The organism is Kitasatospora sp. NPDC001261, from assembly GCF_042896795.1.
Classification (GTDB): domain Bacteria; phylum Actinomycetota; class Actinomycetes; order Streptomycetales; family Streptomycetaceae; genus Kitasatospora.
In genome coordinates, this window is the sequence record NZ_JBIAXP010000005.1 from 180,517 (window position 1) to 197,667 (window position 17,151).

The 17,151-nt window shown below is 76.6% G+C and carries 1 protein-coding gene; it reads left to right on the top strand.

Features of this window, described 5'->3' with window-relative positions; translation table 11 throughout:
* Nucleotides 1-106 precede the first annotated feature (106 nt).
* The gene (locus ACFY4B_RS09065) at nt 107-17,140 is read left to right on the top strand and encodes an SDR family NAD(P)-dependent oxidoreductase (protein WP_387967000.1); all 17,034 of its coding nucleotides are present in this window, start codon (nt 107-109) and stop codon (nt 17,138-17,140) included.
* Nucleotides 17,141-17,151 lie beyond the last annotated feature (11 nt).

Consider the following 17,151-nt stretch of genomic DNA (forward strand, 5'->3'; position numbering starts at 1 on the left):
GCTGGACGAGACTGCCACGGGATACCGAATGATGCGTCACCCCTCTCTGTTCTCCGGGAGTCCCCAGCCTCCCGTGCTGTTTCCGCGTGCCCAAGGAGCCGTTGACATGCCGCGTACCGAGCTGATCAGGCCGCTGCCCGAACTGCTGCGCTCCCAGGCCGCGTCGCTGCGCGACAAGCCGGCCTTCCGGGACGGCCGCCGGTCCGTGGGCTACGCCGAGCTGGAGCTCCGGACCGGACGGCTGGCCGGCCACCTGGCGGCCCTGGGCCTGGGCCGCGGCGGGCGGGTGGCGATCCACCTGGACGCCGGTGTCGAGGTGGTGGAGGCCTACCTGGCCGCCGTCCGGGCCGCCGGTGTCGCCGTCCCGGTCAACCCGCACTCCAGCGACGAGGAGCTGGCCCACATCCTGGACGACAGCGGCGCCGCCGTGGTCGTCACCGACACCCGCCACCTGGACCAGGTGCTGCGGCTGCGGGCCGACCGGCCCGGGCTGCTGGTGGTCGTCTCCGGTCCGACGGCGCAGGCGCCGCAGGGGCCGCAGGCGGCGCGGGACCTGCCGTCGTTCGAGGCGCTGGCCACCGTCGAGCCCGCCGTGCCGCCGCGCGACGACCTCGGCCTGGACGAGACCGCCTTCATGCTCTACACCTCGGGCTCCACCGGCGCCCCCAAGGGCGTGCTGTCGACCCAGCGCAGCTGCCTGTGGTCGGTGGCGTCCTGCTACGCGCCGCTGCTCGGGCTCTCCCGCGACGACCTGGTGCTCTGGCCGCTGCCGCTGTTCCACAGCCTGGCGCACATCGTCTGCGTGGTCGGCGTCACCGCGACCGGCGCGACCGCGCACATCATGCCGGGCTTCTCCGCGGACGAGGTGCTGGCCGAGCTGCGCGGCGACGCGTACACCTTCCTCGCCGGGGTGCCCGCCCTCTACCACCACCTGCTGCGGGAGGCCGACGCCGGGCGGCTGGACATGCCGCGGCTGCGGGTCTGCCTGTCGACCGGCGCGGTCACCTCGGCCTCGCTGGCCCGGGACTTCGAGGACGCGTTCGGCGTCCCGCTGCTCAACAGCTACGGCTCCACCGAGACCTGCGGCGCGATCGCGACCGAGGCGCCGGGCGCCGAGCGGGTCTCCGGCTCGTGCGGCCTGCCGGTCCCCGGCCTGGAGGTGCGGGTGGTCGACCCGGAGACCGGGATCGACACCGCCCCCGGGACGGAGGGCGAGGTGTGGGTGCGCGGGCCGAGCCTGATGCAGGGCTACCACAACCGGCCGGAGGCCACCGCCGAGGCGCTGCGGGACGGCTGGTACCGGACCGGCGACCTGGCGGTCCGGGCGGCCGGCGGCCAGCTGACGATCAGCGGGCGGCGAAAGGAGCTGATCATCCGGGGCGGGGAGAACATCCACCCGGGCGAGATCGAGGACGTCGTCCGCACGGTGCCCGGCGTGCTGGACGTCGCCGTGGCGGGCCGGCCGGACGAGGTGCTCGGCGAGGTGCCGGTCGCGTTCGTGGTCGCCGCGCCGGAGGGCGTCGACGCCGAGCTGGTCTTCGCCGCCTGCGCCGAGCAGCTGTCCTGGTTCAAGGTGCCGCAGGAGGTCCGGGCGATCGCCGCCGTGCCGCGCACCGCCTCGGGCAAGGTCACCCGGCACCGGCTGTTCGACCAGCCCGGCACCCTGCTCGGCGCCCGGGGCGTCCGGCAGGAGTCGCTGTACCGGATGGACTGGGTGCCGCTGCCCGCCGGGCCCGTGGAGCCGGTGCGCGCCGCGCTGCTGGGGAGCCCGTCGGACGGAGCCGCCCGGCTGAACGGACTGGACGGCCTGAACGGACCGGACGGACTGGACGGCCCGGACGGACTGGACGGCCTGGGCGGACCGGACGGACTGGACGGACTGGACGGCCTGGGCGGACCGGACGGCCTGGCGGTCGACCGCTACGCCGACCTGGCGGAGCTCACCGCGGCCGGTGCGCCCGAGGTCGTCTACCTGCCCTGGCCCGCCGCCGGCGCGGAGCCGGTCGCGGACGCGGCCCGGCGGACCGCCCGCGAGGCCGCCGAACTGCTGACCCGCTGGCTCGCCGACGACCGGCTGCGGGAGACCCGCCTGGTGGTGCTGACCCGGGGCGCGCTGGCCGTGCACCCGGGCGAGGAGGTCCCGGGGCTGGCGCAGGCTCCGCTCTGGGGGCTGCTGCGCGCCGCGCAGACCGCGCACCCCGGCCGCTTCACCGTGGCCGACCTGGACGGCGAGTCCGCCTCCGCGGCCGCCCTGCCGGCCGGTCTGGCCACCGGCGAGCCGCAGTTCGCCGTCCGCGGCGGGGTGCTGCGGGCGCCCCGCCTGGTGCCGGTCACCGCCGCCGCGTCCGGCCGCCGCCTCGACGGCACCGTGCTGGTCACCGGCGCCGGCGGGACGGCCGCGGCCGCGATCGCCCGGCGGCTGGTCGCCGAGCACGGCGTCCGGCACCTGGTGCTGGCCTCCACCACCCCCGACTCGGCCGCGCTGGCCGTGGAGTTGAGCGAGTCCGGCGCGGAGGTCACCCTGGCCGCCTGCGACGCCGCCGACCGCGCCTCCGTCGCCGAGCTGCTCGCGGGCGTCCCGGCCGAGCACCCGCTCACCGCGGTGGTGCACGCGGCCGGCTCCCCCGGGCCGGCCGCCGGCGGGCAGGCCGACCGCTGGGTGCGCACCGGCGTCGACGGCGCGGTGGCCCTGCACGAGCTCACCGCCGGGCTCGACCTGACGGCCTTCCTGCTGGTCTCCTCCACCGGTGCCCTGCGGGGCGCGGACGACGGCGACCACGGCGGCTGCGCCGCGTTCCTGGACGCGCTGGCCCAGCACCGCCGCGCCACCGGCTGGCACGCCGTGTCGCTGGCCTGGGACACCACCGACCCGGGCGCCGTGTCCGACGCCGAGCTGGGTGCGCTGCTGGACTCCGCGCTGGGCGGCGCCGACACCCCCGTGGTCGCCACCCGGGACACCACCGGCGCCCTCTTCCGCGACCCGGCCGCCGCCGACGGCGCGGCGGACACCGTGTTCGCCGCCCGGCTGCGCGCGCTGCCCCGGGCGGAGGCCCGGCAGACGCTGCTCGGCCTGGTGCGGGCCGAGGCGGCCGGGGTGCTCGGCCGGGGCCTGCCGCGGACGATCGCGCCCGAGCGGGCCTTCAAGGACCTCGGAGTGGACTCCGCCTCGGCCGTCCGGCTGCGCAACCGGCTGCGGACCGCGCTCGGCCTGCGCCTCCCGGCGACCGTGGTCTTCGACCACCCCACCCCGGCCCGGCTGGCCGGCTTCCTGCTCGCCGGACTCCTCGACGAGGCACCGGCCCAGGCCGCCCCCGCCCGTCCGGCGGTGGCGGCGGACGAGGACCCGATCGCGATCGTCGCGATGAGCTGCCGCTACCCGGGCGGGGCGATCACCCCCGAGGCCCTGTGGCAGCTGGTCGCCGAGGGCCGGGACGCCGTCTCGGAGTTCCCGACGGACCGTGGCTGGGACACCGACGCCCTGTTCGGCGGCGCCCCCGGCTCGGTCGGCAGCTCCTCGGTCCGGGAGGGCGGCTTCCTCTACGACAGCGCCGACTTCGACCCGGACTTCTTCGGCATCAGCCCGCGCGAGGCCCTCGCCATGGACCCGCAGCAGCGGCTGCTGCTGGAGACCTCCTGGGAGGCCGTGGAACGGGCCGGGATCGACCCGGAGGCCCTGCGCGGCAGCCGGACCGGCGTGTTCACCGGCGTGATGTTCCACGACTACGCCAGCCGGCTGCCCCGGGTGCCCGAGGAGGTGGAGGGGTACCTCGGCACCGGCACTGCGGGCAGCGTCGCCTCCGGCCGGGTGTCGTACACCTTCGGCTTCGAGGGCCCGGCGATCACCGTGGACACCGCCTGCTCCTCCTCCCTGGTGGCCCTGCACCTGGCGGTCGCGGCCCTGCGGCGCGGGGAGTGCGACCTCGCCCTGGCGGGCGGCGTGGCGCTGATGGCGACGCCCGAGGTGTTCGTCGAGTTCAGCCGCCAGCGCGGCCTCGCCGAGGACGGGCGCTGCAAGTCCTTCGCCGCCTCCGCCGACGGCACCGGCTGGGCCGAGGGTGCGGGTGTGCTGCTGGTCGAGCGGCTGTCGGACGCCCGCCGCAACGGGCACCCGGTGCTGGCCCTGGTCCGCGGCACGGCGGTGAACCAGGACGGCGCGTCCAACGGGCTGACCGCCCCGAGCGGCCCGGCGCAGGAGCGGGTGATCCGCGAGGCGCTGGCCGCCGCGGGCCTGGCCCCGGCCGAGGTCGACGCGGTGGAGGCGCACGGCACCGGCACGAAGCTCGGCGACCCGATCGAGGCCAACGCGCTCCTCGCCACCTACGGCCAGGGCCGTGAACTTCCGCTGCTGCTCGGCTCGTTGAAGTCGAACATCGGGCACGCCCAGGCGGCCGCCGGGGTCGGCGGCATCATCAAGATGGTGCTGGCGATGCGGCACGGGGTGCTGCCGCGCACCCTGCACGTGGACGCGCCGACGCCGCACGTCGACTGGTCGGCGGGCGCGGTGGAGCTGCTGACCGAGGACCGGGAGTGGCCGGAGACCGGCCGTCCGCGCCGGGCCGGCGTCTCCTCCTTCGGCGTCAGCGGCACCAACGCCCACGTCATCCTCGAACAGCCCGTCGTGGAGGAAGGCCCCACCGGCGAGCCCGCCGCGCACGGCGTCCTGCCGCTGCTGCTGTCCGCGAAGTCGGCGGACGCCCTGCGCGCCCAGGCCACGCTGCTCCAGGACTCCGAGGCCGCCCCGCTCGACCTCGCCCACTCGCTGGCGACGACCCGCTCACTGTTCAACCACCGTGCGGTGGTGCTCGGTTCGGACCGCACCGAGCTGACCGAAGGCCTCCGGGCGCTCACCGAGGGCACCGAGAGCGCCACCGTGCTGACCGGTACGGCGGACGCCACCGGCGGGACCGTCTTCGTGTTCCCCGGGCAGGGCTCCCAGTGGGCCGGCATGGCCGTCGAACTCCTCGACACCGAGCCGGTGTTCGCCGCACGGATCGCCGAATGCGCCGACGCCCTGGCCGAGTTCACCGACTGGAAGCTCCTCGACGTCCTGCGCGGCGCCGAGGGCGCACCCGGCTACGACCGGGTGGACGTCGTCCAGCCCGCCCTGTGGGCCGTCATGGTCTCCCTCGCCGCCCTCTGGCAGGCCCACGGCGTCCAGCCCGACGCCGTCATCGGCCACTCCCAGGGCGAGATCGCCGCCGCCACCGTCGCCGGCGCGCTCTCCCTCCAGGACGGCGCCCGGGTCGTGGCCCTGCGCTCCCAGGCCATCACCGCCATCGCCGGAAACGGCGGCATGGTGTCGCTCTCCCAGTCCGCCGAGGACGCGCTCGCCACCATCGCGCCGTGGGCCGACCGCGTCTCCGTCGCGGCCGTCAACGGCCCCTCCTCCGCCGTCGTCGCCGGGGACGCCGACGCCCTGGACGAGCTGCTGCGGCGGTGCGCCGACGACGGCACCCAGGCCCGCCGGATCAACGTCGACTACGCCTCGCACTCGGCCCATGTCGAGGCCCTGCAAGCCGAGTTGCTCGACCTGCTCGCCCCCGTCACCCCGCGCGGCACCGACATCCCGTTCTGGTCCACCGCCGACAGCCGCTGGCTGGACACCACGACGATGGACGCCGCCTACTGGTACCGCAACCTCCGCCAGACCGTCCGACTCGCCGACGCCACCCGGCAGTTGGCCGACCAGGGCCACGACCTCTTCATCGAGGTCAGCCCCCACCCCGTCCTCACCGGCGCCATCCAGGACACCCTCCACCACACCACCGCCCACACCCTCGGCACCCTGCGCCGCGACCACGGCGGCACCCGCCGCTTCCTCACCTCCCTCGCCGAAGCCCACGTCCACGGCGCCCCCGCCGACTTCACCCCGCTCCTCACCGCCGGCCACCGCACCGACCTCCCCACCTACCCCTTCCAGCGCAACCGCTACTGGCTGGAGGCGGCCCCCGGCGCCTCGGACGTGACCGCCGTCGGCCTGGCCGCGGCCGACCACCCGATGCTCGGCGCGGCCGTCCCGCTCGCCGACGGCCACGGCCACCTGCTGACCGGCCTGATCTCGCGCACCACCCACCCGTGGCTGGCCGACCACACCGTCATGGGCACCACCCTGCTGCCCGGGACCGCCATGGTGGACCTGGCCGTCCGGGCCGGTGACGAGGTCGGCTGCGGCCGCCTCGACGAACTCACCCTGGAAGCCCCGCTGGTGCTGCCCGAGCAGGGCGCCGTCCAGGTCCAGGTGGTGGTCGGCGAGGCCGACGCCACCGGCGCCCGGCCGGTCGGCCTGCACTCGCGGCCGCAGGACGCCGCGGCCTCCCGGCCGTGGACCCGGCACGCCGCGGGCACCCTCTCGCCCGCCGCGCCCGCCGCCCCCGCGGACCTCACCCAGTGGCCGCCGGCCGGCGCCGAACCGCTGCCGGTCGAGGACCTGTACGAGCGGCTGCCCGCCGGGTACGGACCGGCGTTCCAGGGGGTCCGCGCGGCCTGGCGGCGCGGCGAGGAGGTGTTCAGCGAGGTCGTGCTGAGCGAGGAGGTCGCCGACCGGTCGGCCCGCTACGGGCTGCACCCCACGCTGCTGGACGCCGCCCTGCACGCCATGGACCTCGGCGCCGTCCGGCACCGCGAGGAGTCCGCCGAGGGCCACCTGGCGTTCGCCTGGAGCGGGGTCTCGCTGCACGCCGCCGGCGCGACCGCCCTGCGGGTCCGGCTCTCCCCGGCCGGTCTGGACTCGGTCGCCCTGGAGGCCTCGGACGAGCACGGCGTGCCGGTGGTCTCGGTGGAGGGCCTGGCCGTCCGGCCGGTCTCCTCCGAGCAGCTGCGCGCGGTCCACGCCGGGCCCGACGGCGACTCGCTGTTCCGCGTCGACTGGACGGACCTGCCCGGGGCCGCCCCGGTCACCGGCCGCTACGCCCTGGTCGGCGAGGACGCCCTCGGCCTGGCCGCCGGGCTCACCGCGGCGGGCAGCACGGTGGACGCGTACCCCGACCTGGCCGCCCTCGCCGCCGACGACGGCGCCGCCCCCGACACCGTCCTGCTGCCCCTCGCACCTTGCGCCGCATCCGAGTTGGTCCCCGCCGTGCGGGCGGCCACCCACGCGCTGCTGGGCCTGCTCCAGCAGTGGCTCGCCGAGGAACGCTTCGCCGAGAGCCGCCTGGTCGTGCTGACCCGGGGCGCGGTGGCCGGGGACGGCCCGGGCGACGGCCTGCCGGACCTGGTGACCGCCCCACTCTGGGGCCTGGTCCGCTCGGCGCAGTCCGAGCACCCGGACCGGATCGTCCTGGTCGACCTGGACGAGCAGGACGCCTCCTACCGCGCCCTGCCCGCCGCCCTGGCCGGCGACGAGCCGCAACTGCTGCTGCACGACGGCTCGGTACGGGCCGCGCGGCTCACCCGGGTCCGGCCCGCCGAGCAGGGCGCCCCGGCGCTCGACCCGAACGGGACGGCCCTGGTCACCGGGGCCACCGGCGGCCTCGGCGTGCTCGCCGCCCGCCACCTGGTCGCCGCCCACGGCGTCCGGCACCTGCTGCTGACCAGCCGCCGCGGCGAGGCCGCCGAGGGCGCCGCCGAACTCCTCGCCGAGCTGCGCGCGACGGGCGCCGAGGTCACCCTGGCCGCCTGCGACGTCGCCGACCGCCGGCAGCTCGCCGAGCTGCTCGCCGGCATCCCCGCCGAGCACCCGCTCACCGCCGTGGTGCACACCGCCGGCATCGTCGACGACGGCGTGATCGAGACGCTCACCGACGGGCAGTTCGACCGGGTGCTCGCGCCCAAGCTCTCCGGCGCGCTCAACCTGGCCGAGCTCACCCGCGACGCGGACCTGGCCGCCTTCGTGCTGTACTCCTCCGCCGCCGCCGTGTTCGGCGCCGGCGGGCAGGCCAACTACGCCGCCGCCAACGCCTTCCTCGACGCCTACGCCCGGCACCTGCGAGCCGAGGGCCGCCCGGCCGTCTCGCTGGCCTGGGGCCTGTGGGCGGAGCGCAACGGCATGGGCGGCCGGCTCACCGGCACCGACCTGCGCCGGATGGCCGGCGTCGGCACCGCGGCGCTCTCCGCCGAGGAGGGCCTCGCCCTGCTGGACGCCGCCCGCGCGGCCGGCGAAGCGGCGCTGATGCCGATCCGGCTCGACCTGGCCGCCGTGCGCGCCCAGTCCGACGCCGTCCACCCGCTGCTGCGCGGCCTGGTCCGCACCCGCTCGGGCCGTCGGCGGCCGACCGACCGGGCCGGCGGCTCGGCCCTCGCCCAGCGACTGGCCGGGCTGACCGGGCCCGAGTGCGACCGGGAGCTGCTGGACCTCGTCCGCGCCACCGCCGGCACCGTGCTCGGGTACCCGGCCGGCACGGCGGTGGACCCCGAACGAACCTTCAAGGAACTGGGCTTCGACTCGCTCACCGCGGTCGAGCTCCGCAACCGCCTGCACGGCTCGACGGGCCTGCGCCTGCCCGCCACGCTGATCTTCAACTACCCGACCCCGAAGGCCCTGGCCGGCCACCTGCGCGAGCAGGTGCTCGGCGACCGGCTCCCCGCCGCCGCACCGGCCGCTGCCACCACCGCGGCGGCCCGGGACGACGACCCGATCGCGATCGTTGGCATGGGCTGCCGCTTCCCGGGCGGGGTGCGCACCCCGGAGGACCTGTGGGAGCTGGTCCTCGCCGGGCGCGACGCGGTCGGCGCCCTGCCGACCGACCGCGGCTGGGACCTCGACGGGCTCTACGACCCCGACCCCGACCGGGTCGGCACCTCGTACACCCGCGAGGGCGGATTCCTGTACGACGTCGCCGAGTTCGACGCGGCGTTCTTCGGGATCAGTCCGCGCGAGGCGCACGCCATGGACCCCCAGCAGCGGCTGCTACTGGAGACCTCCTGGGAGGCCTTCGAGCGGGCCGGCGTCGACCCGGTGTCCGTCCGGGGCGGGCAGGTCGGCGTGTTCGTCGGCACCCACGGCCAGGACTACGGCACCCTGCTGGCCGCCGCCCCGCCCGGCAACGAGGGCTACCTGGTCACCGGCAACGCGGCCAGCGTGGTCTCCGGCCGGATCTCCTACGCGCTCGGCCTGGAAGGGCCGGCCGTGACCATCGACACCGCCTGCTCCTCCTCCCTGGTGGCGCTCCACCTCGCCGTCCAGGCGCTGCGCGCCGGCGAGTGCTCGATGGCGCTCGCGGCCGGTGCCGCGGTGATGGCCACCCCCGAGGGGCTGGTGGCGTTCAGCCGCCAGCGCGGCCTCGCCGAGGACGGGCGCTGCAAGGCCTTCGCGGCGGCCGCCGACGGCTTCGGCATGGCCGAGGGCGTGGGCGTGCTGCTGGTCGAGCGACTGTCGGACGCCCGCCGCAACGGGCACCCGGTGCTGGCGGTCGTCCGGGCCACCGCGATCAACCAGGACGGCGCCTCCAACGGGCTCACCGCCCCCAACGGCCCCGCCCAGGAACGCGTCATCCGCCAGGCCCTGGCCACCGCCGGTCTCACCGCCGCCGACGTGGACGCCGTGGAGGCGCACGGCACCGGCACCCGGCTCGGCGACCCGATCGAGGCCAACGCCCTGCTCGCCACCTACGGCCAGGACCGCGAACTGCCGCTCCAGCTCGGCTCGGTGAAGTCCAACCTCGGCCACACCCAGAGCGCGGCGGGCGCGGCGGGCATCATCAAGATGGTGCTGGCGATGCGCCACGGGGTGCTGCCCCGGACCCTGCACGTGGACGCGCCCACCCCGCACGTCGACTGGACGGCGGGCGCGGTGGAGCTGCTCACCGAGGAGCGGGAGTGGCCGGAGACCGGCCGCCCGCGCCGGGCCGGCGTCTCCTCCTTCGGCGTCAGCGGCACCAACGCCCACGTCATCCTCGAACAGCCCTCCCCGGAGGCCCCGGCGGGCGAACCGACGGCGCACGGCGTGCTGCCGCTGCTGCTGTCCACGAAGTCGGCGGACGCCCTGCGTGCCCAGGCCGCGCTGCTCCAGGACTCCGAGGCCGCCCCGATCGACCTCGCCCACTCGCTGGCGACGACCCGCTCGCTGTTCAACCACCGTGCGGTGGTGCTGGGTTCGGACCGCACCGAGCTGACCGAAGGCCTCCGGGCACTCGCCGAGGGCACCGAGAGCGCCGCCGTGGTCGAGGGCACCGTCTCCACCACCGGACGCACGGTGTTCGTGTTCCCCGGGCAGGGCTCCCAGTGGGTCGGGATGGCCGTCGAACTCCTCGACACCGAGCCGGTGTTCGCCGAGCGGATCACCGAATGCGCCGACGCCCTCGCCGAGTTCACCGACTGGAACCTGATCGACGTCCTGCGCGGCGCCGAGGGCGCCCCCGGCTACGACCGGGTGGACGTCGTCCAGCCCGCCCTCTGGGCCGTCATGGTCTCCCTCGCCGCCCTCTGGCAGGCGTACGGAATCCACCCCGACGCCGTCATCGGCCATTCCCAGGGCGAGATCGCCGCCGCCACCGTCGCCGGCGCGCTCTCCCTCCAGGACGGCGCCCGGGTCGTCGCCCTGCGCTCCCAGGCCATCACCGCCATCGCCGGAAACGGCGGCATGGTCTCCGTCGCCCTCCCGGCCGAGGACATCGACCTCACCCCCTGGCAGAACCGGATCTCCGTCGCCGCCGTCAACGGCCCCTCCTCGGCGGTCGTCGCCGGGGACGCCGACGCCCTCGACGAACTCGTCGAGCGCTTCACGGCGGACGGCATCCGTGCCCGCCGGGTCACCGTGGACTACGCCTCGCACTCGGCCCATGTCGAGGCCCTGCAGACCGAGTTGCTCGACCTGCTCGCCCCCGTCACCCCGCGCGGCGCCGACATCCCGTTCTGGTCCACCGTCGACAGCCGCTGGCTGGACACCACGACGATGGACGCCGCCTACTGGTACCGCAACCTCCGCCAGACCGTCCGACTCTCCGACGCCACCCGCCAGTTGGCCGAACAGGGCCACGACCTCTTCATCGAGGTCAGCCCCCACCCCGTCCTCACCGGCGCCATCCAGGACACCCTCCACCACACCACCGCCCACACCCTCGGCACCCTGCGCCGCGACCACGGCGGCACCCGCCGCTTCCTCACCTCCCTCGCCGAAGCCCACGTCCACGGCGCCCCCGCCGACTTCACCCCGCTCCTCACCGCCGGCCACCGCACCGACCTCCCCACCTACCCCTTCCAGCGCAACCGCTACTGGCTGGACACCGTGGCCGGTGCGGCCGCCGTCACCACGGCGGGCCTCACCGCCCCCGAGCACCCCCTGCTCGGCGCGGCCGTGCCGCTCGCGGACGGCCACGGCCACCTGCTGACCGGGCTGCTCTCCCGGCACAGCACGCCGTGGCTGGCCGACCACACCGTGATGGGCGCGACCCTGCTGCCCGGAACGGCGTTCCTGGAGCTGGCCGTCCGGGCCGGCGACGAGGTCGGCTGCGGCCGCCTCGACGAACTCACCCTGGAAGCCCCGCTGGTCCTGCCCGAGCGCGGCGGGGTCCGGCTCCAGGTCCTGGTCGGCGCGGAGCAGGACGGCCTCCGTCCGCTGCGGATCGACTCCCGCCCGGCCGACGCCGCCGAGGACGAGCCGTGGACCCGGCACGCCTCGGGCACGCTCTCCGCGGCCACCGACGCGGCCCTCGACGCCGCCACCGACGAACCCACTGCGGACCTCACCGCCTGGCCGCCGGCCGGCGCGACCCCGCTGGACGTCACCGACGCCTACCAGCGGCTCGCCGACGCCGGGGTGGACTACGGCCCGGCCTTCCAGGGCCTGCGGGCCGCCTGGCAGCACGGCGACCAGGTCTACGCCGAGGTCGCCCTGCCCGCCACCGAGCAGGCCGCGGCCGCCCGCTACGGGCTGCACCCGGCGCTGCTGGACGCCGCCCTGCACGCGATGGGCCTGGTGCCGGACGCCGAACAGGGCAGGCTCGCCTTCTCCTGGGGCGGGATCCGGCTGCACGCGAGCGGCGCGACCGCGCTGCGCGTCCGGCTGGCCCGGACGGCTCCGGAGACCCTGTCGCTGACCGTCGCGGACCTCGGCGGCGCGCCCGTCGCCTCGGTGGACTCGCTGCTGCTGCGGCCCGTCTCCGCCGAGCGGCTGCGCACCGCCGACCGGGCCGTGCGCGAGTCGCTGCTGCGGGTCGAGTGGCTGCCGGTACCGGCCGGCGGCCCGGCCGCCCGCTCCTGGACGCTCCTCGGCACCGACCGCACCGACCGCACCGACCGCACCGACAGCGCCGACGGCACGGACGGCGCCAGCAGCACGGACGGCGCCAGCAGCACGGACTGCCTGGCCGCCCTGGCCGAGCTGGGCTCGGCGGTGGACGCCGGCGCGGCCGTGCCCGACGTGGTCGCGGTGGAACTCGCCCCGTACCAGGGGTCCGAGGCGACGGACGAGCTGGCCGCCGCGGTCGGCGCGACGACCGTACGGGTGCTGCGACTCGTCCAGGAGTGGCTGGTGGACCCGCGGTTCGCCGAGGCCCGGCTGGCCGTGCTGACCCGCGGCGCGGTCGCCACCGGGGAGGGTGCGCCCGATCCGGTCCTGGCCGCCGTGTGGGGCCTGGTCCGCTCCGCGCAGTCGGAGAACCCGGACCGGCTGGTCCTGGTCGACCACGACGGAGGTGAACTGCCGCTGGCCGCACTGCCGGTGGACACCGAGCCGCAGCTGGCCGTCCGGCGGGGCGCCCTGCTCGCCCCGCGCCTGGCCAAGGCGCCGACCGCCACCGGGAAGGCGGGTGCTGGTGCGCAGGTCCCGCTGGACGTCTCCGGGACCGTCCTGGTCACCGGCGCGATCGGCGGCCTGGGCGAGCTGACCGCCCGCCACCTGGTCGCCGCCCACGGCGCCCGGCACCTGCTGCTGACCAGCCGGCGCGGCCCGGCGGCCGAGGGCGCCGCCGAACTCCTCGCCGAGCTGCGCGCGACGGGCGCCGAGGTCACCCTGGCCGCCTGCGACGTCGCCGACCGCCGGCAGCTCGCCGAGCTGCTCGCCGCCGTCCCCGCCGAGCGCCCGCTCACCGCCGTGGTGCACACCGCGGGCGTGGTGGACGACGGAACCGTCCTCTCCCTCTCCCCCGAGCAGTTCGACCGGGTGCTCGCACCCAAGGTCACCGGCGCGCTCAACCTGCACGAACTCGCGGGCGACGTCGGCGGGTTCGTCCTCTTCTCGGCCGCGGCCGGTGTGCTCGGCAACCCCGGGCAGGCCAACTACGCCGCCGCCAACTGCTTCCTGGACGCGCTGGCGCAGCGCCGCCGCGCCCAGGGCCGGCCCGCCGTCTCGATGGCCTGGGGCCTGTGGCAGGAGCGGTCCGGCATGGCCGGGCGCCTCGTCGACGCCGACCTGGAGCGGATCGTGCGCGGCGGCGCGGTGCCGATGAGCGCCGAGACCGGACTGGCCCTGTTCGACGCGGCCGTGGCCTCGGGCGAGGCGGTGCTGGTGCCGATCCAGCTGGACCGGGCCCACCTGCGCGGCCGGGCGGCCACCGTCCCCGCGCTGCTGCGCGGCCTGGCCTCCGGTGGCCCGGGCCGCCGCACGGCCGGTGCCCCGGACGCCGCTCCGGCGGGCGGTCTGGCCGGGCGCCTGGCCGGGCTCTCCGGCGAGGACCGCCGGCGGACCGTGCTGGACCTGGTCCGCGGCCACGTCGCCGCGGTGCTCGGGCACGACTCGGGCGACGCCGTGGAGGAGGAGAAGGCGCTCAAGGAGCTGGGCTTCGACTCGCTGACCGCGGTGGAGCTGCGCAACCGGCTCAACTCCGCGACCGGGCTGCGCCTTCCGGCGACCCTGGTGTTCAACCACCCGACGCCGCGCGCGCTCGCCGCGCACCTGGTCGAGGAGCTGCTCGGCGCGGACGCGGACGACTCCGCCCCGGCCCCGGCCCCGGCCGCGGTGGCGGTCACGGCCGACCCCGACGAGCCGATCGCGATCGTCGCGATGAGCTGCCGCTTCCCCGGGGGGATCGCCACCCCGGAGGCGCTGTGGGAGGTGCTCGCCGAGGGCGGTTCGGTGCTCTCGGAGTTCCCGGCCGACCGCGGCTGGGACCTGGAGGGCATCTACCACCCCGAGCCGGGCACCCCGGGCCGCACCTACACCCGGACCGGCGGCTTCCTGACCGACGTGGCCGGGTTCGACCCGGCGTTCTTCGGGATCAACCGCCGTGAGGCGCTGGCGATGGACCCGCAGCAGCGGCTGCTGCTGGAGACCTCCTGGGAGGCCTTCGAGCGGGCCGGGATCGACCCGCTCGGCCTGCGCGGCAGCCGGACCGGCGTGTACGCGGGCATGGTCTACCACGACTACGCGACATGGGTTCAGGACGTGCCCGAGGAGGTCGACGGCTACCTCGGCAACGGCAGCGCGGCCAGCGTGGCCACCGGCCGGGTGGCGTACGCGCTGGGCCTGGAGGGCCCGGCCGTCACCGTGGACACCGCCTGCTCCTCCTCGCTGGTGGCGCTGCACTTCGCGGCGGCCGCCCTGCGGCGCGGCGAGTGCGACCTGGCGCTGGCCGGCGGCGTGACCGTGATGTCCACGCCGAAGCTGCTGATCGAGTTCGCCCGCCAGCGCGGCCTCGCCGAGGACGGCCGCTGCAAGGCCTTCGCGGCCGGCGCCGACGGCACCGGGTTCTCCGAGGGCATCGGCATGCTGCTGGTCGAGCGGCTGTCGGACGCCCGCCGCAACGGGCACCCCGTGCTGGCGGTGCTGCGCGGCAGCGCCGTCAACCAGGACGGCGCCTCCAACGGGCTCACCGCCCCGAACGGCACCGCGCAGGAGCGGGTGATCCGCCAGGCGCTGGCCGCCGCCGGTCTCGCCGCGGGCGAGGTCGACGTGGTGGAGGCGCACGGCACGGGCACCAAGCTGGGCGACCCGATCGAGGCCCAGGCGCTGCTGGCCACCTACGGCCAGGACCGCGAACTGCCGTTGCTGCTCGGCTCGGTGAAGTCCAACCTCGGCCACACCCAGGCCGCGGCGGGCGTCGCCGGGGTGATCAAGACGGTGCTCGCGATGCGCAACGGCGTCCTGCCGGGCACCCTGCACGTCGACGAGCCCTCGCCGCACGTGGACTGGACGGCCGGAGCGGTCGAGCTGGCCACCGCGACGCGGGACTGGCCGGAGACCGGCCGCCCGCGCCGGGCCGGCGTCTCCTCCTTCGGCATCAGCGGCACCAACGCCCACCTCGTCCTGGAGCAGGGCGACCCGGCGCCGACGGCCCCCGAGCGGACCCACGAGGGCCCGGCCGTACGGCCGTTGGTGCTCTCCGGCCGGTCCGAGGAGGCGCTGCGCGGCCAGGCCGGGCGACTGCTGGAGCTGGTCGAGGAGCGGCCGGAGCTGCACCCGGCCGACCTCGGGCTCTCCCTGGCCACCACGCGCTCGCAGTTCCCGCACCGGGGTGCCGTGGTCGCCGCGGACCGGGACGGCCTGCTGGCCGGGCTGCGGGCCCTGGCCGCCGGGACGCCGCAGGCGCCCGGGGTGCTGAGGGCGGTGGCGACCTCCGGCCGGACGGCCTTCCTGTTCACCGGCCAGGGCGCCCAACGGACGGGCATGGGGCACGAGTTGTACGCGGCGTACCCCGCGTTCGCGGCGGCGTTCGACGAGGTCTGTGCCGAGCTGGACCGGCACCTGGAGCGGCCACTGCGCGAGGTGATCGCCGAGGGCGGCGAACTCCTGGACCGTACGGGCTGGACCCAGCCCGCCCTGTTCGCCGTCGAGGTGGCGCTCTACCGCCTGGTCGAATCCTGGGGCGTGCGCCCGCACTTCCTGGCCGGCCACTCGATCGGCGAGGTCGCGGCCTTCCACGCGGCCGGGGTGCTGTCCCTCCCGGACGCCGCCCGCCTCATCACCGCCCGTGCCCGTCTGATGGACCACCTCCCCATCGGCGGCGCCATGGTGGCGCTCCGGGCCGGCGAGGAGGAGGTCCTGCCCCTGCTCACCGAGCGGGTCTCGATCGCCGCCGTCAACGGCCCCCGCTCCCTGGTCATCGCCGGTGACGCCACCGAAGTCCGGGCCGTCGCCGCACGGTTCGACAAGGCCCGCGAACTGCGCGTCAGCCACGCCTTCCACTCCCCGCTCATGGAACCGATGCTCGACGAGTTCCGCGACGTCCTCGCCCAACTCACCTACCACGCACCCGCCATCCCGATCGTCTCCACCCTCACCGGCGAACCCGCCACCACCGAGCAACTCACCGACCCCGACTACTGGATCCGCCACGCCCGCCACACCGTCCGCTTCCACGACGCCGTGGAGACGCTGCTGGCGGAGGGCGTCACCACCTTCCTGGAGCTCGGCCCCGACGGTGTGCTCACCGCCATGGGCCAGGAGTTCCTGGACGGCACGGCGGCCGGCGGCCGGGCGGCCCTGGTCGCCGCGCAACGCCGGGACCGCTCCGAGGAGTTCGCCCTGGCGTCCGCGCTGGCCGCGCTGCACCTGCGCGGCGTGCCGGTGGACTGGACGGCGTTCCACGCGGACGGCCGGCGGGTCGACCTGCCGACCTACGCCTTCCAGCGCGGGCGGTACTGGCTGGACGTCGTCCAGCCGAAGGCCGGCGCCGGGGCGGCCGACCCGCTGGACGCCTCCTTCTGGGCGGCCGTCGAGCAGCAGGACGAGGCTTCGCTGGCCGCCGTCCTACGCCTGGAGGGCGACAGCGGGGACCTCCCGTCCGAACTGCGGGCCGCGCTGCCGCTGCTCGCCGCCTGGCGGCGCGCCGCCAGGGCGGACGCCCCCGCGCCGCGGCCGGCCGACGCGCAGGACGCCGACGCGCCGGGCGCCGGTGAGCGGCCGGACCGGTCCGCCGGGCTGCGGGAGCGGCTCGCCGGACTCACCGAGCCGGAGCGCGACGAGCTGCTGCTGGAGCTGGTCGAGGAGTGCGTCGCCGGCGTGCTCGGCGAGGCCCCGGACAGCGGCCTCGACCCCGAGTGCGGCTTCCTGGAGCAGGGCTTCGACTCCCTGACCGCGGTCGAGCTGCGCAAGCTGCTCACCGACGCCACCGGTCTGCGCCTGAGCAGCACGCTGATCTTCGACTACCCGACCCCCGCCGCCCTCGCCAAGCAGCTGCGCACGGCGCTGGACCCCGAGCTGCCGGGCGTCGGCCCGGCCGCGGGCGACGGCGCCGGGGCGACCGGCACCGCCGAGGCGGTCGGCGACGAGCTGATCGACGACATGGATCTGGCCGAGCTGCTCCGCCTGGCCCGCGACAACTCCTAGGCGGCCCCGGT